The organism is Rhizobium sp. NZLR1b, assembly GCF_019685155.1.
Lineage (GTDB): Bacteria > Pseudomonadota > Alphaproteobacteria > Rhizobiales > Rhizobiaceae > Rhizobium.
On record NZ_JABDWC010000002.1, the window covers coordinates 222,461 to 246,282 of the forward strand.

Below are 23,822 nucleotides of genomic sequence, written 5' to 3' on the forward strand. Positions count from 1 at the left end.
TCCAACAGAATGGAGGAGGAGAGCTTGTCGGCACGCCTCTTTCTGCTACAAAGCGCAATAAATCATACTTTTCATACAGGCTGGAAAATACCATGTCCCCAATCAACCTCGCCATCGTCGGCGTCGGCAAGATCGTCCGCGACCAGCACCTCCCCTCCATCGCCAAGAACGCGGATTTCGAGCTTGTCGCCACGGCGAGCCGCCACGGCACGGTCGAAGGCATCAGGAGCTATACGACGATCGAGGCGATGCTCGACGCCGAGCCGTCGGTCGATGCCGTCTCGCTCTGCATGCCGCCGCAATATCGTTATGAGGCAGCCTATAAGGCCCTCGTCGCCGGCAAACACGTCTTCCTGGAAAAACCGCCCGGCGCAACGCTGAGCGAAGTGGCCGATCTCGAGGCGCTTGCGAGCAAGCAGGGTGCGTCGCTGTTTGCCAGTTGGCATTCGCGCTATGCGCCGGCCGTCGAGGCGGCCAAGGCGTTTCTGGCTTCGACGACGATCAAAAGCGTGCACGTGATCTGGAAGGAGGATGTCCGCCACTGGCATCCGAACCAGGATTGGATCTGGCAGGCCGGCGGCCTCGGCGTTTTCGATCCCGGCATCAACGCGCTGTCGATCGTCACCCACATCCTGCCGCGGCCGATCTTCATCACCGAGGCCGTGCTCGAATTTCCCGACAACCGCGACGCGCCGATCGCTTCCGACATTCGCTTCCGCGATGCCGACGGCCTGCCGGTTCATGCCGAATTCGACTGGCGCCAGACCGGCAAGCAGAGCTGGGACATCGTGGCGGACACGGCAGCAGGCCAGATGGTTCTCGCCGAGGGCGGCGCCAAGCTTTCTATCGATGGAGCGCTGACATTCGCCGAGCCGGAGCAGGAATATCCCTCGCTCTACCGTCGCTTCGCCGAAATCATCAAAGCCGGCAATTCGGATGTCGATCTCGCGCCGCTGCGCCACGTCGCCGACGCCTTCATGCTCGGCAAGCGGAAGTTCGTGGACGCGTTCCACGACTGAGCCATTTGGCAATCTTTGCCGAGGAGTTGCCCGTCAACAGCGACGGGCAACGGCCTGGCTCACCCCAGCCGGGGGGGATCGTGCCGCTCAATATCCTCACGAATCTCGACGACGACAAAGGCTCGAGGCGGTAACGCGCCACCACCGCGGTGAACCGCTCAAGCCTTCTTCTCCCACCGTCCCTCCGAAGTCTGCTGCCAATAGGTGAGGTTATGCCCCTCGCCTTTCAGCTTCTTCCATTGTGCACGCGCGGCCTCCAGTTGCTCCTGGTCGTGACCGTCGAACATGAAGACCACGCGCTCATAGCCATCGACCGGCGGCGGCTCGGCGCCGTCGATGATAAAACGCACGGTCGCAGCATTGGCATTATCAGGTGTCACCGTCAAAAGTACCGGCTGGCTTTCGGCGAAATCGCCCTCGTCGGTGCCGTGCGGCAGGAAGCTCTCCTCGCGGAACGTCCAAAGATGCGCGTCGAGAACATCGCGCCGCGCCGGCTCGCGCGTCTGGATGGCGACACGCCAGCCGCGCTCGACGCTCTTGTCGATCAGCGGCGGAAGCGCGTCCTCCAGCCTGGTTTCGGTCAGATGATAGAAGAGAACGTCGGTCATCAGGCTTCATAATGAGCGCGAACGAGCTCGTCGAGCAGGCGCACCCCGAAACCGGAACCCCAGGATTGGTTGATCTCATCCTGCGGCGAGCCCATCGCCGTGCCGGCGATATCGAGATGCGCCCAGGGTGTGTCCTGGACGAAGCGCTTGATGAAATGCGCCGCGGTGATCGAGCCGGCCTGTCGGCCGCCGGTGTTCTTCATGTCGGCGAACTTGCTATCGATCAGCTTGTCGTAGTCCTTGCCAAGCGGCATGCGCCAGAGCTTCTCGTTGGTCGAAAGGCCGGCTGCCGTCAGTTGGGCGGAAAGCTGGTCGTCATTGGAGAACAGGCCGGCATGCACATTGCCGAGCGCCACGATGATGGCGCCGGTCAGCGTGGCGAGATTGATCATGAACTGCGGCTTGAAACGATCGTTGCAATACCAGAGGGCATCGCAGAGCACGAGGCGGCCTTCGGCATCGGTATTGATCACCTCGATCGTCTGGCCGGACATCGAGGTGACGATATCACCAGGACGCTGGGCGTTGCCGTCAGGCATGTTCTCGACCAGGCCGATAATGCCGATGGCATTGACGGCGGCCTTGCGGGAGGCGAGAACATGCATGAGGCCGGTGACGGCTGCGGCACCGCCCATATCGCCCTTCATGTCCTCCATGCCCGCGGCCGGCTTGATCGAAATGCCGCCGGTATCGAAGACGACACCCTTGCCGATGAAGGCGATGGGACGATCCTTGCCCTTGCCGCCCTTCCACTGCATGACCGCCAGGCGCGGCGGACGCACGGAGCCCTGGGCGACGCCGAGAAGGGCGCCCATGCCGAGACGGCGCATCTCCTTCTCCGTCAGGATTTCCACGTCGACGCCCAGCTTTTCCAGCTCCTTCGCTTTAGCGGCGAACTCGACGGGGCCGAGCACGTTCGGTGGCTCGTTGACGAGATCACGGGCAAGATTGACGCCGCCGGCAATCGCTTCGGAATCGGAAAACGCCTTCTTGGGACCATTCGGATCGGCGGTGACGATCGTCACCTTGACGGATTTCGCCGCCTTTTCCTCGTCGTCACTCTTCTTCGTTTTGTAGGTATCGAAACTGTAAGCGCGCAGCAGCATGCCGAGCGCGAAATCGGCAGCTGCCCGCGCGCTCGTCTCAAGGCCAGGCACGTCGATGAAGACGGCGGCCTTGTCGGTATTCTTGATTCTCGCTGCCGCAATACCGCCGGCCTTCAGCCAGTCATGGGCGGTGAGGTCGGCGGCCTTGCCAAGCCCGATGACGACGATGCGCTCGACGGATGCGCCTTCCGGGGCGACGATATCGAGCGCGCTCATGGATTTCGCGGAGAATCGGGCGATCCTAGCAGCCTTGGCGATCACGCCTGCAGGGTCGACCGTTTCGGTGCCTGCGGCGCTGTCGGCCTCCGCAGTCTTCAACAGGATCGCCAGGCCGCCATTGAGCTTTGCCGATTTTGAGAATGCAATTTCGAACTTTGCTGACATGTCTTCTCCGCTGGGATTCTTTGAAATCCGTCCATGGCGGATAATTTCGCGTTTGGCGGGTCTGTCAATGGCTTGCGACAATTGTTATGGTCGCCCGCGGCCATCAGGGCCTTCGTGTTTTCGTCAGTTTCATAGATATTCGCGTTGACAATTTTTTCGAAAAATCGATGGCGGGGCCCAGCAATCCGCCTGCCGAAAACGACTTTCGGTGCATTCGTGCTGCTGTTCTGGACGTGGTGGGCGCTGCTTATCGTCTTCCGCGCCTTCCCCGGGATAGACATCTATTTTTCCCAGCTTTTTTTCGTGCGTGCAGATTGCGACGCGGCTGCCGCCGCCGGCAGCATCTGCGGCGGCTTTCCCTATCGCGACTCGGGGAACTTCGACCTTCTGCGCACCGTCTTCTTCCGTCTGCCCTATGTCGTGGCGATCGTGATGGTGTGGAAACTCATCGAATGCCACCAGCAGCATGGCGCAACCTTCAACGCCGAACGGGCGCGCAAACTGAACGTCGCGCTCGGAACGCTGCTGATTGGGCCGGTGCTGCTCGTCAATGTTGTCCTCAAGGAACATTGGGGTCGGCCGAGGCCGATACAGACGGACATTTTTGGCGGTGCCCTGAATTTCGTCGAAGCCGGTTCGCTTGCCGGAAAATGCGTTTCGAACTGCTCGTTCATCTCAGGTGAGGCTGCGAGCGCCGGATGGCTTTTCTGCCTTCTGCTCTTCGTTCCAAAATCCCTGCGTTATGCACTGGCTGCACCTGTGGCGGCAATCGCGATTCTCACTCCGGCGATGCGGCTATCCTTCGGCGCGCACTACCTCTCCGACGTCGTTCTCGGATGGCTTTCGTCGCTTGTCGTCTTCGCCGCGTTGCTGGCGTTAACTGAGTCGCAACAGCATCGAAAAAATTCTGAAATTTGAATGAATTTTTGACACCAGCTTGTCGCAAAAGCGCGACAAAGAGCGTAGAGGGATTCTCCTGCAAAGCCGTTTGGGCTTGCAGGTGCTTTCAAGGGCAGGCATGAAACTACTCGAGACATACATATTGCGGCGCGTCGGCCAGATGTTTCTCGTGGCGCTCCTGCCCGTTCTGGCGATCATTTGGACGACTCAGGTTTTGCAGCGCATCAATCTGGTCACCGACAGCGGCCAGTCGATTGGCACGTTCGCCAAGCTCGCGACGATGATCCTGCCGTCGATCATTCCCGTCGTGCTGCCCTTCGCCCTCGTTATCGCGATCACTCAGACGCTGACGACGATGAACAATGATTCCGAGCTCACCGTCATCGACGCGGCCGGGGCGCGGCGCAGCGTGCTGATCCGCCCGATCCTGCTGCTTGCCGCCGTCGTCAGCGTCTTTTCCTTCTTTGTCGACAACGTCGTCGAGCCGCGCGCAAAAACCGTCGTGCGCCAGATGATCGCCGAGACCTATGCCGACCTGCTGTCTTCGGTGATCGAAGAAAAGACCTTCCGCAAGCTTGATGAAGGCCTTTATGTGCAGATCTCGAAGCGGATGGCCGGCCGCATGCTGAAGGGACTTTTCGTCGCCGACGAGCGCGACCCCGCCTACGAGCTGGTGTATTATGCGAAGGAAGGGGCCGTCGACGATACGGGCACGACGCTGATCATGCATGAGGGTGAAGTGCACCGCAAAACGCCCGACGGCAATGTCTCGGTGATCAATTTCGATTCCTATTCCTTCGACCTCTCGGACATGACGGAAAGCCGCGGCCAGGCGACGCTGCGCGCCAGCGACCGTGACCTGTGGTTCCTGATCAATCCGGATCCGGCCGACAAGGATTATACGATCCGGCCGCTGAGCTACACCGCCGAACTGCATCGCCGGCTGACGGACTGGATCCTGCCTGTCGTCTTTGCCCTGTTTTCGCTGGCGATCGCCGGCGATGCGCGCTCGCACCGCGAAGCGCGGCTGCATCCGATGGTGAGCGCGCTCGCCTATGCCTTCGCGCTGCGATGGGCGGCATTTTATGCGGCCAATCAGATCGACACCGACCCTGAATATATCGTCGTTCTCTATGCCATACCGATCGTCAGCGGCATCGTCTCGATCGTCTTCCTCGGCCTGCACAAACGACTGGCCATTCCATCGTTCATCCGGGACCGGATTTCGTCTTTCTGGAGACGGGGACAGGAAAGGCTGCTTGCCGCGACCGGCAGGACCGACGGGGATACGGCCCAATGATATTCGGGACATTGTCGCGTTATTTCTTTCGCCGCTACTTGGTGACGATGGGCTGGTTCCTGATCGGCGTCTCGGCGATTTCTTTCCTCCTCGATTTCAGCGAGACGGCAGGCCGCATGTCCGGCCTGCCCGGCTACACGATCGGCGGCGGCATTCTGATGACCGCCGTGCGCCTGCCGCTTATCCTGCAGCAGACGGTACCCTTCATCGCGCTGTTCGTCGGCATGACGGTGCTGATCGGGCTCAACCGCAAATATGAGCTTGTCGTCACGCGCGCAGCCGGTATTTCGGTCTGGCAGTTCATGTTCCCCTTCATCGCCGGGTCGCTGCTGCTTGGTTTGCTGACGATGACGGCGCTCAATCCGCTTGCCGCCTGGGGACAACGCCAGGCGCTGCTGGTCGAATCGGACTGGCGCGGTGAGAACGCGGTTCTGCGCAAGGCGCCGCAGATTCCGTGGCTGCGCCAGATCAGTGGCCGGGACGACGTCATCATCGGCGCCCAGACGGTTCAGGAGAACGGAACCAAGCTGATCGACGCGGTGCTGATCCATTTCGATTCAAGCGGCCAGGTCATTCTGAGACAGGACGCCGCGACGGCAAAATTGGAAGATGGTTACTGGCAACTTAACAACGTTGTCGAGCGTAAGGCTGGCGAAATCCCCGTGCGTAAAGCTTCGGTTCAACTTCGCACCAATCTGAAACAGGACTTCGTCCAGGAGCGGCTGACGGCGCCGGAAACAATTGGTTTCTTTGACCTTTCCAACCGCATTGCCGCGGCCAAATCCTTCGGTATCTCGACCAAGGCGCTGGAGACGCAATTCAACTCTCTGTTGTCCCAGCCATTGCTGCTGGTGGCGATGACTTTCATTGCCGCAACAGTGTCCCTGAAATTTAGCCGGTTCAACCAATCTCGCTCCGTGATTCTGGGTGGCATCCTTTCGGGCTTCATGCTTTATGTCATCACCGTGCTTGTAAAGGCATTCGGAAGCAGTGGAGTTGTGCCCCCCTTCGTGGCGACGTGGATACCGGTGATCGTCGCGCTGGCTTTAGGTGCGACAATTCTGCTTCATCAGGAGGACGGCTAGTGGCGGCAGGCGACCGCAAGTATTTTAGTAAACAGTTGGTTGCCCTGCTCGTCGGCGCGACTCTATATTCCTATTTCGGCAGCGCCCCGGTCTCCTACGGCCAGGTCAGCGCGCCCGACCAAACGATTGGAAAGAAAATTCCTGCAGAGGCCAAGCTTCTGCTTTCGGCCAATGAACTCGTCTATAACCGTGACGCCGATCTGGTGTCGGCGGTCGGCGGCGTGCAGATCAATTATGCCGGCTACAAAATGGTCGCGCAGAAGGTCGAATACAATCAGAAGACCGGCCGGATGATGGCGGTCGGCAATGTCGAGCTGGTCAGCCCCGACGGCAACCGCATCTATGCCGACAACCTAGACGTGACCGACAATTTTGCCGACGGGTTCCTGAACTCGCTGCGCATTGAAACCGCCGACAATACCCGCATAGTCGCTGAAAGCGGCCAGCGCGTCGGCGGCACGATGATGATTCTCAACAAGGGCGTTTACACCGCCTGCCTTCCCTGCGCCGAAGATCCGAAGCGCGCGCCGTTCTGGCAGGTCAAGGCCAAGCGCGTGATCCAGAACGGCGTGACGCACACGATCCGTCTGGAGAGGGCACGCTTCGAGCTGCTCGGCCATCCGATCGCCTTCTTGCCGTTCATCGAAGTTCCCGACAATACGGTGAAGCGCAAGTCGGGCTTTCTCTTCCCGACGATGAGCCTGTCGCAGAATCTCGGCTTCGGTCTTTCCGTTCCTTATTATTACGTGATCTCGCCGAGCATGGACGCGACGGTGACCGGCACCGGCTACACCGCCCAGGGCTTCCTCATCGAAGGTGAATTCCGCCAGCGCTTCGAAAACGGCACGCATATCCTGCGCGTCGCCGGCATAGATCAGGCAAAGCCGGACAATTTCAGCTCCGGCACCAGCGATGCCGAAGCCAGTCAGCGTGGCATGGTGGCCTCGAAGGCCGAATTCCGTATCAATCCGCGCTGGACGTTCGGTTGGGACGTCATGATGCAGAGCGACAACAATTTCTCGAAAACCTACAAGTTGCGGGACTTCACCGGCACGGATCGCACCAACCAGATCTACCTGACCGGACTTGGCAAACGCAATTATTTCGACATGCGGGCGTTCTATTTCGACGTCCAGGATGCCGATCGAACGAACACGGCCGAAAAACAGCAGGCGATCGTCTATCCCTCGCTCGACTATCACTATGTAGCGCCGCAGCCGCTTGCAGGCGGCGAACTGTCGGCTGATGTCAACCTGACGAATATTTCGCGCACCCATGACGACTTTTATACCGTCGACGGATTCGATCGCTTCCGCGGCCTGAAGGGCCAGACGTCGCGACTGACCACCGAGTTGCAGTGGAAGCGCACCTACGTCACGCCGACCGGCCTGGTCATCACGCCGCTGCTTGCGGCGCGCGGCGACGCCTTCGCGCTGAATATGGACGACCCCACAGGCTACGCCGGCAACTACAGCGACGGAAATTCCGCCACCCGCTCGATGTTCACCGCCGGGCTGGAGATGCGTTATCCGATCCTGATGACGACGGATAACAGCACCCATATCCTCGAGCCGATCGCGCAGATCTATGCCCGCCCCGACGAGCAGCTCGCAGGCCGCCTGCCGAACGAAGATGCGCAGAGCTTCGTCTTCGACGCCACCTCACTGTTCGACCGCGACAAATTCTCGGGCTACGACCGCGTCGAAGGTGGCACCCGCGCCAATCTCGGCGTCCAGTACACCGGTACGTTTGACAGCGGTTACAAGCTGCACGGCATCTTCGGCCAGTCTTATCAGATTGCCGGCCAGAACTCGTTTGCCACCGACGATCTTGTCAATGTCGGCGCGGATTCGGGCCTTGAAACCACTCGCTCCGACTATGTCGGCCTCGGCGGTATCGAGACACCGTTCGGCGTTTCCGTAACGGGCTCGTACAGGCTCGACGAGAAGAATTTCGAGTTCCGCCGCGGCGACCTGACGACGGCCTACCAGAACGACACCTTCTCCACGCAGATGACATTCACCCATCTCAGCGCCCAGCCGGAATATGGCTTTGCCTCGGACAATGACGAGCTCCAGACCAGCAGCAAAATCAAGTTCAAGGATTACTGGTCGATTTTCGGCGGCATCGCCTGGGATCTGAATAATGATGTGATCAGCCGCCGGACGCTTGGCCTGTCCTATGACGACGAATGCACGATCTTCACGATTGCGTATACCGACAGCAGGGATTCCGGCGACGAGACGGCAAGCGACTGGACGATCGGCGCACGGCTGACCTTCCGCACGCTCGGCGACATCAAGATCGGCTCAGACACCCTCGAGTGATGGGCGGACAGCGCAAACATGGCCTGAAGCCATTCTTTCGCCGTAAGCCTGTGCAGGACATTGCCGCCAGTCGATATCTGAGGCATAGGGGATTCGCGCCGTGATGGAAGCGAATGTCCGCGTGTCTCGCACTATGGTAAGAACGCCGCGAACAACGTCTCGCGGCGCTATTGGGAGGTCAACAACAGATGATTGACGCAAAAAAAGCTATAGCTACGTTCCTCGCCGGGGCAGCGATTGCCTTGCTGACGGGTGTTGCCGCTCCAGCGCTTGCAGCAAGTGAGGTCAAGGCCGTGGTGAACGGTACCGCCATCACCAGCGGCGATGTCGCCAAGCGCCAGGCCTTTATGCGCCTGCAGCATACGAAACCCGATGCCAAGGCTGCCGAGGAGCAATTGATCGACGAGGCGCTCAAGCGCCAGGAAGTTTCCCGAGTCCATATGTCGGTTTCGCAACAGGACGTCGACGCGTCTTTCGCCCGCTTTTCGAGCGGCAACAAGCTTTCCGTCGAGCAGATGTCGCAGATCCTCGATCGCGCGGGCGTTGGCGTCGACCATTTCAAGGGTTTCATCGCCGTGCAGATGAGCTGGCCGCGGGTCGTCAACGCGCGATACGGTTCGACCTCGCGGCTGTCGAACTACGATCTCGTCTCGCGCATGATGCAGAACAACAAGCAGAAGCCGGTGACCACCGAATATATGCTGCAGCAGATCATCTTCGTCGTTCCGCAAGCCAAGCGCAATGCCATCACCGGCAAGCGCAAGGGTGAGGCCGAGGCGTCGCGCTCGAAATTTCCGGGCTGCGATCAGGCGAAGGTCTTTGCCGCAACGATGCGCGACGTTTCCGTGCGCGATCTCGGCCGCATGCTCGCCCCTGAGATCCCGCCGGATTGGAAGCCGCTGGTCGAGCAGGCCAAAGGCAATACGACGGGGACCCGCGTCACCGACAAGGGCGTCGAATATCTGGCAATCTGCAGCCAGCGCCAGGTTTCCGACGACCAGGCGGCCGAAATGGTGTTCCGTCAGGAAGATCTCGGCAAGTCCAAGGCCGACAAGGACGCCAGCCCGGAAAACGATAACAGCAAGAAGTATCTGGATGAACTGCGCAAAAAGGCGCAGATCGCCTATCGCTGACCGACGATGACGATACCGTTTTCGCGACCGCTTGCGCTGAGCCAGGGCGACCCCGCCGGCATCGGGCCGGATATTACGCTGATGGCCTGGCTGCGGCGGCGTGAACTCGGGCTGCCGCCTTTCTTCCTGATCGGCGATCCCGAGGTATTGGCGTTGCGAGCCCGCCAGCTCAACCTTTCGGTTTCGATCGGCGAGGCGGATAAGGCCAGCGAGGCCGCCGGGATGTTTGCCGAGGCGCTGCCCGTCATGACAGTACCTGTCGGTATCGAAGTGGTGGCCGGCGAGCCGCATGCGGCAACGGCTAAGAGCACGATCGCGGCAATCGAAAAAGCCGTCTCGCTTGTCATCGACGGCGAGGCGCTCGCGGTCGTTACCAACCCGATTTCCAAAGCCGTGCTCTACGAGGCAGGTTTCCGGTTTCCCGGCCATACCGAATTTCTCGCCGATCTCGCCGCCAGGGCAACCGGCAGGCCGGTGACGCCCGTGATGATGCTGTCAGGACCGAAGCTCAGGGCCATTCCCGTCACCATCCACATCCCGGTTCGGGACGTGCCGCAGGCACTGACCGGCGAACTGATCGTGGAAACCTGCCGGATCGCTCATGAAGACCTGAGGCAACGCTTCGGCATCGAGGCGCCGCGGCTCGCGGTTGCCGGCCTCAACCCGCATGCGGGCGAAGGCGGGACGATCGGCAAGGAGGACGAGGATGTCATTCGCCCGGCGATCGAGCGCCTGCGCGACGAGGGCATCGATGCGATCGGCCCCCTTCCCGCCGATACGATGTTCCATGACGAGGCGCGGGCGCGATATGACGTCGCCGTCTGCATGTATCACGATCAGGCGCTGATTCCGGCCAAGGCGCTGGGTTTCGACGACAGCGTCAACGTGACGCTCGGGCTTCCCTTCGTGCGCACCTCGCCGGATCACGGCACCGCTTTCGGCATTGCCGGCAAGGGACTGGCGCGCGAGCAGAGCCTTGTTGCGGCGCTGAAGCTTGCCGCCCAGCTCGGCCGCAGCGCGGAAAGCCGCCGCTGATGGCAGCACTCGATGGCCTGCCGCCGCTTCGCGATGTCATCCAGCGTCACGGCCTCGACGCGCGCAAGGCGCTCGGGCAGAACTTTCTGCTCGACCTCAACCTCACGCAGAAGATCGCCCGGACGGCGGGCGCTCTCGAAGAGGCGACCGTGTTCGAGGTCGGCCCCGGTCCCGGCGGGCTGACGCGGGCGATCCTGGCGCTCGGCGCCAGGAAGGTTATCGCCATCGAGCGGGATACACGCTGCCTGCCGGCACTCGCCGAGATCGCCGATCATTATCCGGGCCGGCTGGAGGTGATCGAAGGCGATGCGCTGAAGACCGATTTCGAGGCCTTGGCGCCGGAAGGCCCGATCAAGATCATTGCCAACCTGCCCTACAATGTCGGCACGCAGCTTTTGGTCAACTGGCTGCTGCCGAAAGCCTGGCCGCCATTCTGGCAGTCGCTGACGCTGATGTTTCAGAAGGAAGTCGGCGAGCGGATCGTCGCCTGCGAAGACGACGACCATTATGGCCGCCTCGGCGTGCTTTGCGGCTGGCGGACGGAGGCACGCATGGCCTTCGACGTGCCGCCGCAGGCCTTCACGCCGCCACCGAAGGTAACGTCGACGGTCGTCCATCTGACACCCCGCGAAAACCCCATCCCCTGCGCTGTCAGCAATCTGGAAAAGGTGACGCAGGCGGCCTTCGGCCAGCGTCGCAAGATGCTGCGTCAAAGCCTGAAACCGCTCGGCGGTGAGAGCCTGCTCGTCAAGGCGGGCATCGATCCGGCCCGGCGGGCGGAGACCCTGTCCGTCGAGGAATTCTGCCTTCTCGCAAACAGCTTAGTGATGACGAAGGCAAGCCGCGAAGTCGGCACCTAGGCCTCGGACGGCTCTTGGAAGCCACGGCAAAAAAATGCCAAATAACCGGCTGTGGCCGACGGCTGCCGCAATTTCGGCAAGGAAATTCGAGGCGAATTCAGTTTCGGATACTGATTCACGATGCACCATTGAGAATATGGTTTAGCGAAGCGAGAACGCGATCATTCTGCTTGGGCGTCCCGATGGTGACGCGCACCCAATTTTCGTAGCCCGCCTCGCGCCACGGCTTTACGATGATCCCGTCTGCGAGCAGCGCCTTGGCGGCATGCTCGCTCGGAAGGGTGGTCCGGAAGAAAAGAAAATTAGTCTGGGAAGACGCGGTGAAGACGCCGAGCTCGTCCAGACCTCGCGCCAACCGTGCTCGCTCGGTTTTTGTGCGCTCGACGGATTGCTTCATCCATTGTTGATCGGCAAGCGCGGCGACTGCCGCGACCTGGGCTGCAGCGTTCACGTTGAACGGCGGCTTTGCAGCGGCAACGATACGGGCGATCTCGGGGTTGGAACAGGTCGCATAGCCCACTCTGAGGCCTGCAAGTCCATAGGCCTTAGAGAAAGTTCGCAGCACGATCGAAGGGAAATTGCCGCTGCGAACCAGCGCCATCCCGTCCGCCTGCCCTTCTTCCATATATTCGAAATAGGCTTCGTCCAGCACGAAGAGCGTTTGCGGCCGCGTGGCGGCCACCAGTCTGTCAAGCTCGCTGCGGGTCAGCGCCGCACCGACCGGGTTCGACGGAGAGGGAAGGAAGAAAAGCGCCGGGCCGGTTGCAAGCGCCGCTTCCAGAGCCGGGATGTCGAAGCCCATATCCGATGTCATCGGCACCTTGGTGACCCGTGCTCCCGCCGCAAGCGGCTCGATCTCGTGCAAGCCGAAGCTCGGCGTCACGGTCAATGCCGATGAGCCCTGGACGAGGAAGGCACGGGAGATGGCGGCGACCATCTCCTCCGAGCCATTGCCGACGACGATTTGGCCGGGCGGCAGGTCAAGCAGGCGTGACAGGGCGTTTCTCAGTTCTGTGCAGGCTGGATCCGAATAGCGCGACGGGTTGAAGGCCGACGATGCCATTGCTTCCATCACCTTCGGCGAGCAGCCGTTCGGATTTTCATTGCTGGCGAGTGCCGCGATGTCGTCATGGCCGCTCAACTGACGCGCAAGCCTGATATTCATGCCCGCATTGTAAATCGGCAAGGCCGATATATGCGGATTAGGGACGATCCCTGGCCTTGCGGATTCATTGACTGACATCGATCGAGCGCTTTCGAATTTCCATGGAACGGGTTACCAGGGGAGCGGGATTGCTGCGGGCAGTCTTGGTTCAGGAGGCCGGGGCAACGCCCGCGAGATGGCGAAAGGCGCCGTTCCAGTAAAGAAGCGGCTCAGCCCCTCTCCGCAGCGTGATCGCCCTCACCCTTCCAATCAATATGGCGTGGGAATGCATGGGGATGGCTTCGTCGAATTCGCAATCGAGAGCCGTCAGCGCGCCGTCGAGCATCGGCGCGCCGGTGCTAATCGCCGACCACGCGGCACCCTCGTAGCGGCGAACGCCGCTTCTTCCCCCGTAACCGGAAAATGATTGCGCCACGCTCTGCTGATCATGCGCAAGCACGTTGACGCAGAAGTGTCTGTGGCGCTGCAGCGCCGGCCACGAGGACGATCCGCGATTGACGCTGACGATGACGATGACGGAGGGGACGTCGGCCGACAACGATGACACCGATGTCGCCGTAAAACCGGTCCGGTCATCACCAATACCCACGGTGATGACGCTAACGGCGCCGGCGAGATGGCGCATCGATGCCTTGAAAAGGTCCTTGTCGACCAACTGCAACTCGGCAGGGATCTCGGGAAGCGTTATTGAAACTGTCATCGGGGATCCTCGATAGGCTTTCGGGAAGCCCCGACCGGAGCCTCCGAGACATCGCGTCCTGGCTCAGACGGATTTGCGTGCGGCGGCGTAGCGGTTGACCGGCATAGAGAGACCCAGGTTCTCCTGCAGCGTCTTTCCTTTATACTCCTCTCTGAACAAGCCCCGAGATTAGCCTCAAGGAATTCAGACAGCATCCGGCGGCCGACATCCGCGACATTCAGCAAGTAATTGAAATCATTTGCACCTTTGACATTGCTTTGCGGATGCAGCCATGAAGCCGGATGATAAACGAAGGTGCCAAGTTTCGGTTTGTCCTGCCGAGGCATGCAATCACCTTTCAGAGACTTTGGGTTGCTGATCGTCTTCGGCAGCTCCCATGACATTCAATAGGCTGCGCCTGCCAAGGCAACAAGGCGGCAACAAATGCGTTCATTTTTAGATTTTCTAAACGTCGGGAGACGCGTGAGCATCCATGACACGCCCTTGGTTGCGACCCATGACCTGTGCGAGCACAGCGAACAACAGGCGTCGGTTTTGCCTTTGAGCTGGTTGGTGACGAGCTAATCACCCTCTGTAACGGCGGAGCGTCAAGTGAGATCCACGTACAAGGGTTCCGAGCTGTAGGCCGGATTGAACTTTGATCAAATGCCAATGCCCAGATACCAAGAGACAGCGATCAATTGACCGAGGTAATCGATGACATTCAATGAGGAAAAATTAATCGCTCTGCGCAAGAAGTATGGCGAAAGCCACGGCGGAGAATTTTTCGATGCCAATTTCCGTAACGTGGCGGATAAGATCTTCTCGAAGAGCGGCACCCGGCTTGCGCCATATGCCGGCATCCCGACCTTCCTGTCGGCACCCCATATGCCGGCCTATGCGGAAAATCCGGAGTTTGGCAATCTGCAGGTCGCGATCCTGGGCGTGCCGATGGATCTCGGCGTGACCAATCGGCCCGGTTCCCGCTTTGGACCGCGCGCGCTGCGCGCTATCGAGCGCATCGGTCCCTATAATCACGTTCTCGGCTGCGCGCCCGTTTTCGATCTCAACGTCGCCGATATCGGCGATGTTCCGTTCCAGAGCCGCTATCGTCTCGAACTCAGCCAAGACGATATAGAAAAGCGCATCAACCAGATCGTCGATGCCGGCGTGCTGCCGCTGTCCGTCGGCGGCGATCACTCGATCACGCATCCGATCCTGAAGGCCGTCGGCAAGAAGGCGCCGGTCGGTCTTATTCATATCGACGCCCATTGCGATACCGCCGGCTCCTTCGACCAGACGAAGTTCCATCATGGCGGTCCGTTCCGAAATGCCGTCCTCGACGGCGTGCTCGACCCGACGCGGACGATCCAGATCGGGATTAGGGGATCGGCGGAATATCTTTGGGAATTCTCCTATGAATCCGGCATGACGGTCATTCATGCAGAACAGGTGACCGGCCTCGGCATCCCGGCCATCGTCGAGAAGGCCAGACAGATCGTCGGCGACGGCCCGACCTATCTTTCCTTCGATATTGACAGCCTCGATCCGAGTTTTGCGCCTGGCACCGGAACGCCGGAGGTCGGCGGTCTGACCACCCGGGAGGTGCTGGAGCTCATCCGCGGCCTGAAAGGCATCAATCTGGTTGGCGGCGATGTGGTCGAGGTGGCGCCGCAATATGATGCGACGACCAACACGGCCCACGCGGGCGCGCAGACGCTGTTCGAAATCCTGAGCCTGATGGTTTTCAGCCCCTCGGTGAAATAGCGCGGGGCAACATCGGGTGGAAATGGAATGAGCGGCGGGCTTGTGAGCGCCTGTCTTATGGTCTTCGACAAAGCGGTTGAGAAGGCGATCGATATCGGTGTAGCAATCGATTTCAAAAGGATAATCGATATGCCTATCGCTGCCGCCAATTCGCTCGTTGCTCGTCTTTCACCCCCACCAATTCCCTCTGTCATCGCCTGGAGCCGCGAATATACCGGTGGAAAGGGCGCGCTCATCGATCTCTCGCAAGCAGTGCCGGGCTATCCAGCGCATCCGGAGATGCTGCGACTGCTCGGCGAGGCCGCCGCATCGCAGGCCATGACCGGCTACGGACCGATCGAGGGAGAGGCGGTCTTGCGGACGGCCTATGCGCGACATGTGAGCGGGCTTTACGGTGCGCCCGTCGGTGCTGAGAATGTCCATATCACCTCCGGCTGCAATCAAGCCTTCATGTGCGCGGCCATCGCACTTGCAGGCGCCGGCGAAACCGTAGCACTGACCAATCCCTTCTATTTCAATCACGATACGACACTGGCAATGCTCGGGATCAAGCGTGCGTTGGTCGCATGTGATGCGGCCAATGGATTTCTTCCCGATCTCGCATCCGCCGAACAAGCGCTGGCTGCCGGAGCGCGCGCCCTGGCGATCGTCACGCCCAACAATCCGAGCGGCGCAGTCTATCCGCCGGCATTGTTGCATGATCTGTTCCTGTTGTGCCGGAAACACGGCGCCTGGCTGATCCTGGACGAGACCTATCGCGATTTCCTGGCGGCGGGTTACGGGCCTCCGCACGCGCTGCTCTCCGAGCCCGGATGGAAGGAAACGCTCGTTCTCCTTTACAGCTTCTCGAAGTCCTTCTGCATTCCCGGCCACAGGCTCGGCGCAATTACGGCGGGACCGAAGCTGCTCGCCGAGATCACCAAGGTCATGGACAATATGCAGATCTGCGCGCCGCGCTCAGCGCAGCATGCCGTCGCCGAGGCCTTGCCGGTGCTGGCCACCTGGCGGGCCGACAACCGGCTGGAAATCGCCAGGCGGGCGGATGCGTTGAAGGCGGTGATCGCTGAGTTGCCCGGCTGGGATATCGCCGCGATCGGCGCCTATTTTGCTTTCATCCGCCATCCGTTCGCCGATCAGCCATCCACGGTGGTCGCCGAGCGGCTTGCAAAACAGGCAGGTATCATTTCGATCCCCGGCGCCTATTTCGGCGAAGGGCAGGAGCGATATCTGCGCCTGGCCTTTGCCAACGCCGATACGGCTTCGATCGGCCTGCTCGGTGAACGCCTGCGCTGATCAGGCGGGGGTCGCGAACCGATTTGCGGGCATGGAGAGCCCGAGATTCTCGCGAAGTGTCGAACCTTCATATTCCTCGCGGAACAATCCGCGGCGACGCAGTTCCGGCAAGACAAGCGTCACGAAATCGTCGAGGCTTGCCGGCAAGGTCGGGAACATCAGGATGAAGCCGTCGGCGGCGCGCGTCTCGAACCATTCCTCCATGAAGTCAGCGATTTCGGCCGGCGTGCCGGTCATGCCGTTGCCCGTATGCTTTTCCGCATAATGGCGGATGAGTTCTCCTACGGTGCGGCCGTTCTTGACGAAGTCGACCAGTTCGTCGAAGAGCGCCCGCGAGCCCTTCGGCGCGTCCGGCAGCCGGTCCATCGGAAAAGGCTTGTTGAGAGGCACGCCGCGCAGATCCGCCTCCAGGAATTCCGAAAGCATCAGGCGACCAACATCGGGATGCATCTTGTCGATCAGATAATCGACCTTCGCCTGCGCTTCGGCTCTGGTCTCACCGACATTGATGACGACGCCCGGCATGATCTTGAGATCATTCGGGTCGCGTCCGTAGGCCGGCATACGTTTTTTCACATTTTCATAGAAGGCCCGGTTGCGGTCGATGTTGGACGCGAGGCTGAAGACGATCTCCGCCGTGCGCGCCGCCATTTCCATGCCGGGTTCGGAGCCACCGGCCTGCGCGATAACCGGGCGGCCCTGGGGTGTCCGGGCGATATTGAGGGGACCGCGCACTTGGAAATGCTTACCCTTGTGGTTCAGCGTATGATGCTTAGTCTTGTCGTAATAGACCCCGTTCTTGCGGTCGAGAAGTAGGGCGCCGTCCTCAAAACTATCCCACAGGCCGAAGACGACATCGACGAATTCGTTGCCTCGCTCATAGCGCAAGGCATGCGGATCCAGGCCCTCGCGATTGAAATTGTAGCCGGTCTCGTCATGGTCGGAGGTGACGACATTCCAACAGGCGCGGCCGCCGCTCAGATGATCTATCGAGGCGAAGAGGCGCGCGACGTTATAAGGCTCGTAGTAGCTCGTCGACACGGTTGCGACCAGACCAAGGTTCCGTGTGGTGACCGAAAGCGCCGATAGCAGTGAAAGCGGCTCGAAGCGGTTCATCTTAGTGGGAATACGGGCGAGAGCATCAGGATCGCCGACGGCTGCGGCGGGTGAATCCGCCATGAACATGAAGTCGAACTTTGCCGCCTCCGACCGTTTGGCAACCTCAAGAAGATGGGCAAAGTCGTTGGCGCCGTTGATATCGCTGGCAGGATGAAGCCACGATGCCGGATGGAAGCCGAACGTGTAGACAAAGGTGCCGAGCTTCATCTTACGCGCCATAAAATTCCAGCCTCCAAGATTGATGATTGTGCAAATTATCGCCGCGCCGATTTTTCGAGCAATAGTGCTGAACTATCTTTCATTTTAGTTTTTCTAAAAGATTGGCAAGATTTTCATTGCGGGGCGGAAATCCGCGCCTGCTGCCGCGAAATCGTCATCAGCCAATCGCGGAAGGCGGCACCATGGGATTTCTGCAGCGCTGACCTATCCCAGGCCAGGAAATAGCTTTCGCGAAGCGGGATCCGGATATCGAGGGGGATGACCAGCGCCTGAGCTTCCAGCTCATCGGCGATCATCGACATTTGCGCGAGGACGATGCCACGTTTTTTGACGGCAGCGTCGATCGCGCTACTTGATAAGGTGAAGGACAGTCCAGGCGTCGTTTCCCTGAGAGTCGCGCCCACTTTCGCGGCGAAGTCGACCCAACTGGGGTACGGGGTGAAGTGCCTTTCCCATTCGACATGCAATAGCGGATAGTCGAAAAGTTCAAATGCCGACGGCTTACGCTCTTGAATGAGCGCCGGCGAGCAGGCGGGCACGACCCAGTCGCGGAATAGTTCACTGTAATGCTCGTGCTGCAGCACGTTCGATCCGTAGCTGATGCGAAAGTCGATTTCGTCGAAGCCCATACGTGGCTCACTGTCGCGACCGATGATCCGGACATGGGCATCCGGATGAAGCGCCTGCCAGCCGAAGATAAGCCGGCCGATCCACTTATTGACGACGGAAGACAAGGCACTCAGGACGAGGGCATTTTCATTGCGTGCCCGCTCCAGCATGCGTTCGGCAATCGCGAATTGCTCGAAGCCTTTGGATATCTCCTGATGATAAAGCCTGCCCCAGAGGGTCAGCTCCGTGGTGCGGCCGTTGCGCTCCAGAAGCGTCACGCCCAGAAAGCTTTCGATCTTGCGCACCTGCTGGCTGATCGCGCCGGGCGAAACGTTCAATTCCAGGGCAGCGGCCGTCACGCTGCCGCAGCGGCCGACGGCTTCGAAGGCCTGCAAGCCTTTAAGCGGAATGGCTTTGAAGCGGCGCGGCGCACTCACGTTGCGTTTCTCCGGGACGAATAGTCGGACATTTCCTGCTCGGTCGGCTGAAAGTCACCGGCGAATTGAAAGCGGTCGCCGGGATGGGTGATTTCGACATAGGTGACGGTCCGGCCATTTTGCCATGTCTGGCGAATGAGCGTCAGGCAGGCGTCACCACGCTCGGTCTCGAGCAGCCTGGCGGTGGCCGGATCTGCGGAAACGGCGCGAATGATGTGCCTTGCCTTCGACCACGGCACCTGCTCCAGCAACCATTTGGCCGGCGGAACGGATGCGAAGTTTTCATTCCTGGCAAGCGGTACGGCATCAAGCATGATGATGCGTCGCTCGATTGCGTTCGGCTTACCGTCGACGAGGTGCAGACATTGCAGCTTGAGAACCTCCGCACCCGGACTTTCACCCAATAAGACGGCCCCTGACGTATCCAGTTTCTCTATCTGCCGCTTCAGTATGCGGTGGTCGTGCTCGTGTCCGGCAAGCTCCGCCTCGGTACTGATATCCTGAATATCCATGACCGTGCGATCGATCTGCCGCGAGGCGACAAAGGAGCCTGTCTTGCGCCGCCGGACGATCATGCCGCGCTCGGCGAGCGCCGACAGCGCCTTGTTCACGGTCATCCGCGAGCATTGGTATTGGTCGGCGAGTTCATGCTCGATCGGGATACGCTGGCCAGGTTTCCAGTCGCCATTCATGATCTTCGCCTCGATGTCTCCGAAGATTCTATGATGAATTGAGACCAACACTCACCTCGATCCCGCGACGGCGTTCAGATCCTGGCCTCAATGCGAGGCGGCTTCGGCCAAAGGTCCGGCACGTTTTTTGCTTTTCAAGACTTTTACATTGACACTGTATGCCGAGCTATATCTATTTGTATAGACAAAAGCGGGCCAGAGAAGCTCGTTCGGCGGGAAACGCTGGGGAACCTGGACTCTTCCGCTGGAAGGGCAAAACTGGAGAGAAGATCATGAAGAAGAATTCATTGCTCAAAGGGTTGATGAGCGCCGCGTTCCTGCTCGGGGCGACACTTTCCGCGCACGCTGCAGATACGCTGGCGACGGTCAAGGCCGCCGGCACCCTGAAGGTCGGCACCGAGACGGCCTTCGCACCCTTTGACTTCATCGACGCTGGTGAGCATGTCGGATTGAACGTCGATCTTTTCGATGAGATCGGCAAGGAGCTCGGTGTGAAGATCGAGTGGGTGACGTTGCCCTGGGACGGCGTTTTCCCTGCTTTGGAAGCCGGAAAATTCGACGTGGTGGCCGGCCCGGCGACGATTACCAAGAAACGCATGGAGCGCTATCGCTTTACGCCGCCGCTGGCCGAAGCGACCATAGCCATTCTCAAAAAGGCGGGCGATCAAACCATCAGCAAGCCGGAAGACATCGCTGGCAAGAAGATCGGCGTCGGCAAGGCAACCTCGCAGCTCGATCAGCTCAAGGAATTCTCCGAGACATTGCCGACGAAAGCGGACATTCGTGAATATCCGGCCTTTACCGAATCCTATGCCGATCTTGCCGCCGGTCGCATCGCCGGCGTGGCAAACTCTCTGCCGAACATCGCATTCGTCGCCAAGCAGCGTGAGGGTGTCTTCGAAGTCGTGCTGCCGCCCTTCGGCAAAAAATCCTATTTCGGCTTTATCGGCCTGAAGGATACCGATCACACGCCGCTAATGGATGCGATCGATGCCGCGATGCTGAAGATAAAGGCGGACGGCAGAATGGCCGCGCTGCAGAAGAAGTGGTTCGGCGCGACCTTCGACACCCCGGATTCGGTCAAGGACCCAGCATTCTGATCGATTGATCGTCATCACCAATCATGCCCCGGATGTGCCGGGGCATGATTGGAAGCATATCCGGTTTCATGACCGCCAAGGGGACGACATCCAACCCTCATGTCCTTCAAACTCTTCGAATTGCTGCTGCAGGCTTCGATCTATACGGTCACGATCAGCGTCGTATCAATCCTGATCGGTTTCGCCATCGCGATCCTGCTGTCGGGCATGCTGCTTTCGCTGCGGCGCCATCTGGTGCTGCCTGCCCGGATTTTTATCAGCTTTTTTCGCGGTGTGCCGCTGCTCGTGCAATTGCTGCTGATTTACAATCTTCTGCCAGTTATTGGCATCAATGTGCCAAGCGTTGTGGCGGCGGTCATTGGCCTGTCGCTCTGTACCGCCGCTTATCAAGCGGAGAACCTGCGGGGCGGCTTTGCCAGTGTTCCCGTCGGGCTGGTCGAATCCGCTGAAATGGTCGGCTTGACGCCCGGTCAGATCTTTCGCCGCATCAAGGTTCCGACCGCCCTTCGCCTGACATTGCCTGCCCTCGTCAACGAAGCGATCCTCATTCTCAAGGCGTCGTCTCTCGTCTCCGTTGTCGGCATTGTCGAATTGACGCGCATGGCGCAGGATCTCGCCGGCAGCACCTTTCTGCCCCTGCAGCTCTTCGCGTCAGCCGGCTTGATCTATCTGGTGATCAACTGGATCGTCGCATTGGCCGGCGGCCTGATCGAACGCTCTCTTCCTGGAGCACCCCGATGAGCTTCGACATCAACGTCCTCATCGAGCAATGGCCTGCGATCGTCAGCGGCGCGGGCGTCACGATCATGATTTGGGTTTTCGGCACGATTGCCGCCGCCGCCCTTGGCTTTCTGCTGGCTGTCGCCAGGCAATATGGCGGTCTGGTGGTCGATAAGGCGCTTGGTCTTATTGTCGCGGTCCTGCGCGGTACACCCTTCCTGATCCAGATATTCCTAGTCTATTATGGCGGTCCTTTCGTCGGTCTGTCGCTCGATCCCCTACCCGCCGGGCTGATCGGCATCTCGATCTATGGTGCGGCCTATTTTAGCGAAATTTTCCGCTCCGGCTTTCGGGCAGTCCCAAGGGGGCACATCGAAGCCGGTGAATGCGTCGGCCTCACGCAAGGGCAGATCGTCAGGCGCATCCTGCTGCCGGAAATGACCATGCTGGTGCTGCCGCCGTCGGTGAACATGGCGGTGATCCTCATGAAGGAGACGGCAGTACTGTCGATCATTACCGTGCCGGAACTGACGGCGACATTGAGCGCCATAGGCTCGCAGCAATACGCCTTCGTGGAAGCGCTTTCCGCGCTGGCGCTCTTTTATTGGGTGCTGGTCGAATTCACCGGCCGGCTTGGCAATCTCGCCGAAACGAAACTTTCCAGATTCAGGTTTTTCAACGCATGAGCGTTCCCGCAATCGCAGTCAACAATCTTGTCAAGAAGTTCGGGGATTCCACTGTCCTGCAAGGCATCGACCTCGAGATAGCGCAGGGACAAGTCTCCTGCCTGATCGGCCCTTCCGGCTCCGGCAAGAGCACGCTTTTACGCTGCATGGCCTTTCTCGAAGAGGCAACCCGCGGCACGATTGCCATCAATGGCGAGGTACTTGGCTTCAGCGAGAACGCCGAGGGTGTGCGGGAGCGCGTTCCTGCGGCTACGAACCGAACAATCCGCGCCCAGATCGGCATGGTCTTCCAGCAGTTTAATCTTTGGCCGCACATGACGGCGCTCGGCAATGTCAGCGAGGCACTAAAGATGGTTCACAGGCTGAGCCGCAAACAGGCCGAGGATCTGGCGTTGGCTCAGCTTGTGAAAGTCGGGCTGGAAGCGCGTGCCGGGCACTATCCCTCGCAGCTTTCCGGCGGCCAGCAACAGCGTGTCGCCATTGCCCGCGCATTGGCGCTCAAGCCTAAGATCATGCTGTTTGACGAACCAACCTCTTCGCTCGATCCGGAGCTAACGGGCGAGGTGCTGAATGTCATGCGCGATCTGGCGGCCGAGGGCATGACCATGGTCGTGGTCTCACACGAGATCGGCTTCGCCGCGACGGTCGGTCAGCAGATCATCTTCCTCGACCATGGCAAGGTACTGTTTACAGGGGCGCCGCAAGACGTGTTCAAGAAACCGCGAAATCCGCGTCTGGAGCAGTTCCTAGACACCTATCTCGATCGCGGCGCGTCCATGCTTCTCTAAGCGCAGCTGCAGCTATAGCAACAGGCTCAGTGAAACCGTCGCCGTAACGTTAGCGGTGGCCGTCGCTGGCATCTGACGTTTCTTACCCAGAGCGGCTAGGACCGCTCAAGCTTCTCAGGATCTACCCCTAAAGCGACGGCGTCTCTTCCAGCAGCTCGCGGACGAAGTCGAACATGCCATGGCGGCGGTCGCGGCGCAGGCGTTCGGCTTTGACGATCGACTGGACGGCGTCGAACGCGGCATTAAGATCGTCGTTTATGATGACGTAGTCGTATTCGCGCCAGTGGGCGATCTCGGCGCGGCTGTTGGCGAGGCGCGTCTGAATGACCTCCTCGGAATCCTCGGCGCGGCGGTGCAGGCGCGACTGGAGCTCGGTCATGGTCGGCGGCAACACGAAGATCGAGACGACGTCGGCCGACATCTTCTCCTGCAGTTGCTGGGCGCCCTGCCAGTCGATATCGAAGAGCATGTCACGGCCTTCTGCCATCGCCTGCTCGACCGGCTCACGCGGCGTGCCGTAGAAATTGCCGTGCACCTCGGCCCATTCGAGCAGCGCGTCGCTATCGCGCAGCCGCTCGAACTCGCGCACACTCTTGAAGTGGTAATGCACATCCTCGACTTCGCTCGGGCGGCGCTGGCGCGTGGTGACGCTGACGGAGAGGCCTATTTGCCTGTCCTGCTCCAGCAGCGTACGCGCGATGGTGGACTTGCCGGCGCCCGACGGCGACGAGATGACAAGCATCAGACCGCGGCGGGCGATCTGGACGGGCGAGGGTTTCGCCGGTTTCATG

Annotated in this window: 22 protein-coding genes; 14 read left to right on the top strand and 8 right to left on the bottom strand. The window is 60.1% G+C overall.

Going from position 1 to position 23,822, the window contains the following annotated elements; translation table 11 throughout:
- The first annotated feature begins 92 nt into the window (after positions 1 to 92).
- Positions 93 to 1,019, top strand: coding sequence for a Gfo/Idh/MocA family protein (locus HJB84_RS03315; RefSeq protein WP_207583677.1), 927 nt, complete (start codon positions 93 to 95; stop codon positions 1,017 to 1,019).
- Positions 1,020 to 1,177: 158 nt separating this feature from the next.
- Here the strand turns inward: HJB84_RS03315 and HJB84_RS03320 are convergent, their stop codons facing one another.
- Positions 1,178 to 1,627: a DNA polymerase III subunit chi gene (locus HJB84_RS03320; RefSeq protein WP_221115275.1), complete on the bottom strand. Its 450-nt coding sequence runs from the start codon at positions 1,625 to 1,627 to the stop codon at positions 1,178 to 1,180.
- Positions 1,627 to 3,117: a leucyl aminopeptidase gene (locus tag HJB84_RS03325; RefSeq protein ID WP_207583675.1), complete on the bottom strand. Its 1,491-nt coding sequence runs from the start codon at positions 3,115 to 3,117 to the stop codon at positions 1,627 to 1,629. The genes HJB84_RS03320 and HJB84_RS03325 overlap by 1 nt, the downstream gene beginning before the upstream one ends.
- 144 nt (positions 3,118 to 3,261) lie before the next feature.
- On the opposite strand from HJB84_RS03325, the gene HJB84_RS03330 reads away from it, so the two are divergent.
- From HJB84_RS03330 to rsmA, 7 genes are all read left to right on the top strand, one after another.
- Positions 3,262 to 4,035 (top strand): phosphatase PAP2 family protein, encoded by a 774-nt coding sequence (locus HJB84_RS03330; protein WP_221115276.1) that lies wholly within the window; start codon positions 3,262 to 3,264, stop codon positions 4,033 to 4,035.
- Between the two features lie 100 nt (positions 4,036 to 4,135).
- A complete protein-coding gene (gene lptF / locus HJB84_RS03335; protein WP_207583673.1) occupies positions 4,136 to 5,317 on the top strand; it encodes an LPS export ABC transporter permease LptF in 1,182 nt (393 codons plus the stop codon).
- Positions 5,314 to 6,402, top strand: a complete 1,089-nt coding sequence (gene lptG / locus HJB84_RS03340) for an LPS export ABC transporter permease LptG (protein ID WP_207583672.1) — start codon at positions 5,314 to 5,316, stop codon at positions 6,400 to 6,402. Before lptF ends, lptG begins: the two co-directional genes overlap by 4 nt.
- Positions 6,402 to 8,729, top strand: a complete 2,328-nt coding sequence (locus HJB84_RS03345; RefSeq protein WP_207583671.1) for an LPS-assembly protein LptD — start codon at positions 6,402 to 6,404, stop codon at positions 8,727 to 8,729. Before lptG ends, HJB84_RS03345 begins: the two co-directional genes overlap by 1 nt.
- 188 nt (positions 8,730 to 8,917) lie before the next feature.
- Positions 8,918 to 9,862 (top strand): peptidylprolyl isomerase, encoded by a 945-nt coding sequence (locus HJB84_RS03350; RefSeq protein WP_207583670.1) that lies wholly within the window; start codon positions 8,918 to 8,920, stop codon positions 9,860 to 9,862.
- A 6-nt stretch (positions 9,863 to 9,868) separates the two neighbouring features.
- Positions 9,869 to 10,897 carry a 4-hydroxythreonine-4-phosphate dehydrogenase PdxA gene (gene pdxA / locus HJB84_RS03355; protein WP_207583669.1) on the top strand — a complete coding sequence of 343 codons (1,029 nt, stop codon included), beginning with the start codon at positions 9,869 to 9,871 and terminating at the stop codon, positions 10,895 to 10,897.
- A complete protein-coding gene (gene rsmA / locus HJB84_RS03360) occupies positions 10,897 to 11,757 on the top strand; it encodes a 16S rRNA (adenine(1518)-N(6)/adenine(1519)-N(6))-dimethyltransferase RsmA (protein ID WP_207583668.1) in 861 nt (286 codons plus the stop codon). Before pdxA ends, rsmA begins: the two co-directional genes overlap by 1 nt.
- Before the next feature lie 115 nt (positions 11,758 to 11,872).
- Here the strand turns inward: rsmA and hisC are convergent, their stop codons facing one another.
- Together hisC and HJB84_RS03370 are read right to left on the bottom strand one after the other, a co-directional pair.
- A complete protein-coding gene (gene hisC / locus HJB84_RS03365; RefSeq protein ID WP_221115277.1) occupies positions 11,873 to 13,000 on the bottom strand; it encodes a histidinol-phosphate transaminase in 1,128 nt (375 codons plus the stop codon).
- A gap of 70 nt (positions 13,001 to 13,070) precedes the next feature.
- Positions 13,071 to 13,622 (bottom strand): flavin reductase family protein, encoded by a 552-nt coding sequence (locus HJB84_RS03370; protein ID WP_221115278.1) that lies wholly within the window; start codon positions 13,620 to 13,622, stop codon positions 13,071 to 13,073.
- Positions 13,623 to 14,318: 696 nt separating this feature from the next.
- Between HJB84_RS03370 and speB the strand changes: the two genes are divergently transcribed.
- Together speB and HJB84_RS03380 are read left to right on the top strand one after the other, a co-directional pair.
- On the top strand, positions 14,319 to 15,368 hold the full coding sequence (gene speB / locus HJB84_RS03375) for an agmatinase (RefSeq protein WP_221115279.1): 1,050 nt from the start codon (positions 14,319 to 14,321) through the stop codon (positions 15,366 to 15,368).
- 129 nt (positions 15,369 to 15,497) lie between these two features.
- Positions 15,498 to 16,661, top strand: a complete 1,164-nt coding sequence (locus HJB84_RS03380) for an aminotransferase (protein ID WP_207583664.1) — start codon at positions 15,498 to 15,500, stop codon at positions 16,659 to 16,661.
- On the opposite strand, the gene HJB84_RS03385 is transcribed toward HJB84_RS03380, so the two are convergent.
- The 3 genes from HJB84_RS03385 to HJB84_RS03395 all read right to left on the bottom strand — a co-directional run bounded on the left by HJB84_RS03385 (position 16,662) and on the right by HJB84_RS03395 (position 19,785).
- Complete coding sequence (locus HJB84_RS03385; protein ID WP_207583663.1) at positions 16,662 to 17,999, bottom strand: LLM class flavin-dependent oxidoreductase; 1,338 nt, start codon at positions 17,997 to 17,999, stop codon at positions 16,662 to 16,664. It lies immediately after the preceding gene.
- 113 nt (positions 18,000 to 18,112) lie between these two features.
- Entirely contained in the window at positions 18,113 to 19,045 is a 933-nt protein-coding gene (locus tag HJB84_RS03390; RefSeq protein WP_207583662.1) for a LysR family transcriptional regulator, read from the bottom strand.
- On the bottom strand, positions 19,042 to 19,785 hold the full coding sequence (locus HJB84_RS03395) for a UTRA domain-containing protein (RefSeq protein WP_207584281.1): 744 nt from the start codon (positions 19,783 to 19,785) through the stop codon (positions 19,042 to 19,044). The genes HJB84_RS03390 and HJB84_RS03395 overlap by 4 nt, the downstream gene beginning before the upstream one ends.
- Positions 19,786 to 20,009: 224 nt before the next feature.
- Here HJB84_RS03395 and HJB84_RS03400 point away from each other — a divergent pair, with 224 nt between their 5' ends.
- The 4 genes from HJB84_RS03400 (at position 20,010) to HJB84_RS03415 (ending at position 23,031) form a co-directional block, all read left to right on the top strand.
- On the top strand, positions 20,010 to 20,837 hold the full coding sequence (locus HJB84_RS03400) for a transporter substrate-binding domain-containing protein (protein WP_207583661.1): 828 nt from the start codon (positions 20,010 to 20,012) through the stop codon (positions 20,835 to 20,837).
- Positions 20,838 to 20,936: 99 nt separating this feature from the next.
- Entirely contained in the window at positions 20,937 to 21,578 is a 642-nt protein-coding gene (locus HJB84_RS03405) for an amino acid ABC transporter permease (protein ID WP_164008695.1), read from the top strand.
- Entirely contained in the window at positions 21,575 to 22,243 is a 669-nt protein-coding gene (locus HJB84_RS03410) for an amino acid ABC transporter permease (RefSeq protein WP_207583660.1), read from the top strand. Before HJB84_RS03405 ends, HJB84_RS03410 begins: the two co-directional genes overlap by 4 nt.
- Complete coding sequence (locus HJB84_RS03415; RefSeq protein WP_207583659.1) at positions 22,240 to 23,031, top strand: amino acid ABC transporter ATP-binding protein; 792 nt, start codon at positions 22,240 to 22,242, stop codon at positions 23,029 to 23,031. Before HJB84_RS03410 ends, HJB84_RS03415 begins: the two co-directional genes overlap by 4 nt.
- A 127-nt stretch (positions 23,032 to 23,158) precedes the next feature.
- On the opposite strand, the gene gmk is transcribed toward HJB84_RS03415, so the two are convergent.
- The gene (gene gmk / locus HJB84_RS03420; protein ID WP_207583658.1) at positions 23,159 to 23,821 is read right to left on the bottom strand and encodes a guanylate kinase; all 663 of its coding nucleotides are present in this window, start codon (positions 23,819 to 23,821) and stop codon (positions 23,159 to 23,161) included.
- Position 23,822 lies beyond the last annotated feature (1 nt).

Coding starts and splice junctions, on each gene's coding strand:
- lptG (WP_207583672.1), top strand. CDS start 5,314: ATGATATTCGGGACATTGTCGCGTTATTTCTTTCGCCGCTACTTGGTG.
- HJB84_RS03385 (WP_207583663.1), bottom strand. CDS start 17,999: ATGGCGCGTAAGATGAAGCTCGGCACCTTTGTCTACACGTTCGGCTTC.
- HJB84_RS03320 (WP_221115275.1), bottom strand. CDS start 1,627: ATGACCGACGTTCTCTTCTATCATCTGACCGAAACCAGGCTGGAGGAC.
- HJB84_RS03380 (WP_207583664.1), top strand. CDS start 15,498: ATGCCTATCGCTGCCGCCAATTCGCTCGTTGCTCGTCTTTCACCCCCA.
- gmk (WP_207583658.1), bottom strand. CDS start 23,821: ATGAAACCGGCGAAACCCTCGCCCGTCCAGATCGCCCGCCGCGGTCTG.
- HJB84_RS03405 (WP_164008695.1), top strand. CDS start 20,937: ATGTCCTTCAAACTCTTCGAATTGCTGCTGCAGGCTTCGATCTATACG.
- HJB84_RS03415 (WP_207583659.1), top strand. CDS start 22,240: ATGAGCGTTCCCGCAATCGCAGTCAACAATCTTGTCAAGAAGTTCGGG.
- HJB84_RS03325 (WP_207583675.1), bottom strand. CDS start 3,117: ATGTCAGCAAAGTTCGAAATTGCATTCTCAAAATCGGCAAAGCTCAAT.
- lptF (WP_207583673.1), top strand. CDS start 4,136: ATGAAACTACTCGAGACATACATATTGCGGCGCGTCGGCCAGATGTTT.
- HJB84_RS03400 (WP_207583661.1), top strand. CDS start 20,010: ATGAAGAAGAATTCATTGCTCAAAGGGTTGATGAGCGCCGCGTTCCTG.
- pdxA (WP_207583669.1), top strand. CDS start 9,869: ATGACGATACCGTTTTCGCGACCGCTTGCGCTGAGCCAGGGCGACCCC.
- hisC (WP_221115277.1), bottom strand. CDS start 13,000: ATGTCAGTCAATGAATCCGCAAGGCCAGGGATCGTCCCTAATCCGCAT.
- rsmA (WP_207583668.1), top strand. CDS start 10,897: ATGGCAGCACTCGATGGCCTGCCGCCGCTTCGCGATGTCATCCAGCGT.
- speB (WP_221115279.1), top strand. CDS start 14,319: ATGACATTCAATGAGGAAAAATTAATCGCTCTGCGCAAGAAGTATGGC.
- HJB84_RS03410 (WP_207583660.1), top strand. CDS start 21,575: ATGAGCTTCGACATCAACGTCCTCATCGAGCAATGGCCTGCGATCGTC.
- HJB84_RS03315 (WP_207583677.1), top strand. CDS start 93: ATGTCCCCAATCAACCTCGCCATCGTCGGCGTCGGCAAGATCGTCCGC.
- HJB84_RS03370 (WP_221115278.1), bottom strand. CDS start 13,622: ATGACAGTTTCAATAACGCTTCCCGAGATCCCTGCCGAGTTGCAGTTG.
- HJB84_RS03350 (WP_207583670.1), top strand. CDS start 8,918: ATGATTGACGCAAAAAAAGCTATAGCTACGTTCCTCGCCGGGGCAGCG.